The organism is Arthrobacter rhizosphaerae, from assembly GCF_023062595.1.
Lineage (GTDB): Bacteria > Actinomycetota > Actinomycetes > Actinomycetales > Micrococcaceae > Arthrobacter > Arthrobacter rhizosphaerae.
The window spans coordinates 8,384-9,797 of the sequence record NZ_JALLAN010000029.1; the positions used below are offsets into that span (position 1 = coordinate 8,384).

Annotated in this window: 1 protein-coding gene; it reads right to left on the bottom strand. The window is 62.4% G+C overall.

The features are described 5' to 3' along the window. Positions 1-46 precede the first annotated feature (46 nt). A complete protein-coding gene (locus MU551_RS22860) occupies positions 47-1,288 on the bottom strand; it encodes an integrase catalytic domain-containing protein (protein ID WP_247048865.1) in 1,242 nt (413 codons plus the stop codon). Positions 1,289-1,414 lie beyond the last annotated feature (126 nt).

Consider the following 1,414-nt stretch of genomic DNA (forward strand, 5'->3'; position numbering starts at 1 on the left):
ACCTGTTGCCTCATTGCAATACCTCCGGGAACAGTGATTCGTTGCCTCATTTGAAAACCTCCGGATAGGTTGTGTCGTTGCGGTGGGGGAGGTAGGCCGGGAAACTGGGGTTCCATGCTGTGTTCACGGGTCTGGCTGGCGCGGTTTTCTTGGCCAGGGCGAGGGTTTCCAGTTCCGAAGTGAGTGCCAGGATTTGGCGTGATAGGGCTGCCGGCCTGATCCGTTTGAAGGCCGCGTTCATCTGGATGATCGGCCGTTTTCCGGTGTTCCGGTGCCTGACTGTCCGTTGGTGCGGTGTCGCCGGAGCGTCGTGTTGTTTGGTGATCTTCGCCCCGTGTCTTTGCTTGCCGATGAGTTTTTGCTGGGGAAGCAGGTAGTTGGTGAAGACGCGGTCCAGGTCCCAGATCACGTTGAGTTTCTCCAGTTCGGCGGCGGTGTCGTAGCGGAGGTAGCCCACGAGTTCCCGGACCCTGGCCCAGTTCTTCTGCTCCACGTGGGCGCCGTCGTTCTTGTTCCCGGGGCGGGACCGGGTGAAGGTGATCTGGTGGGCGTGGCAGTAGGCGAACAGGTGCTCGTTGATGAACTCGGAGCCGTTGTCTGAATCGATCCCGATGATCGGGAACGGGAACACAGCGGTGACGTGTTCGAGGGCCTCCAGGACCCATTTGGCAGCCTTGTTCCGGATGGACCGGTTCACCGTCCAGCCTGTGGCGATGTCGGTCACTGTCAGGGTGAAGCAGAACTCGCCGAAGCTGTTGCCGCCCTCGTGTCCGACGAGGTCGATCTCGACAAAACCCGGGACCGCGTCGTCCCATTCGGCCCAGGTGCGGATCGGGATCTGGGACTTCAGGAGGGTGCCCGGCTTCGTGTGGGAACGGCCCCGCAGGGTCAGCTTCGCCCGTTCGCCGGCCAGTTTGCGGTCAATGGTTGCCGCGCTCATCCCTGCCAGCAGCCGGGCCTGCTCATCGGTGATCACCAGCTCCTGCTCGGCCCGCAGCATTGGTACCAGGACAGGGAGCATGGGGGCCAGCAGCTTCCCTGCAGGAGCCCGCAGCACCGCCCAGCACCTGATCAGCGGCTTCAGCAACTCCGGGCCGTACACCGGGGTCCTGCCCGGCCGGGGCTTGACGACTTTCAGGACCAGTGCATCGCGCAGTGCCGCCCTGGCGTAGTCGCGATGCCAGCCCGTCAGCTCGACCAGCTCATCAAGGATCCGCGACTTCCCCTTCCGCGACGCACCCTGATAAGCAATGGCCTTCTTCTTCGTCACAGCCTGCCGCTGGTCCATCGTGAGCTCCATGAAAACGGGCATAGCTCGCAACCGACACCAACACCGTCAACCACGCCGCTACGCGGAGGTTTTCAAATGAGGCAACGTATCCGGCTACGCGGAGGTTTTCTACGAGTCAACGCG

What these genes read in the sequence shown, in the direction of transcription:
- MU551_RS22860 (WP_247048865.1), bottom strand. Translation starts at nt 1,288, where the DNA reads ATGGACCAGCGGCAGGCTGTGACGAAGAAGAAGGCCATTGCTTATCAG.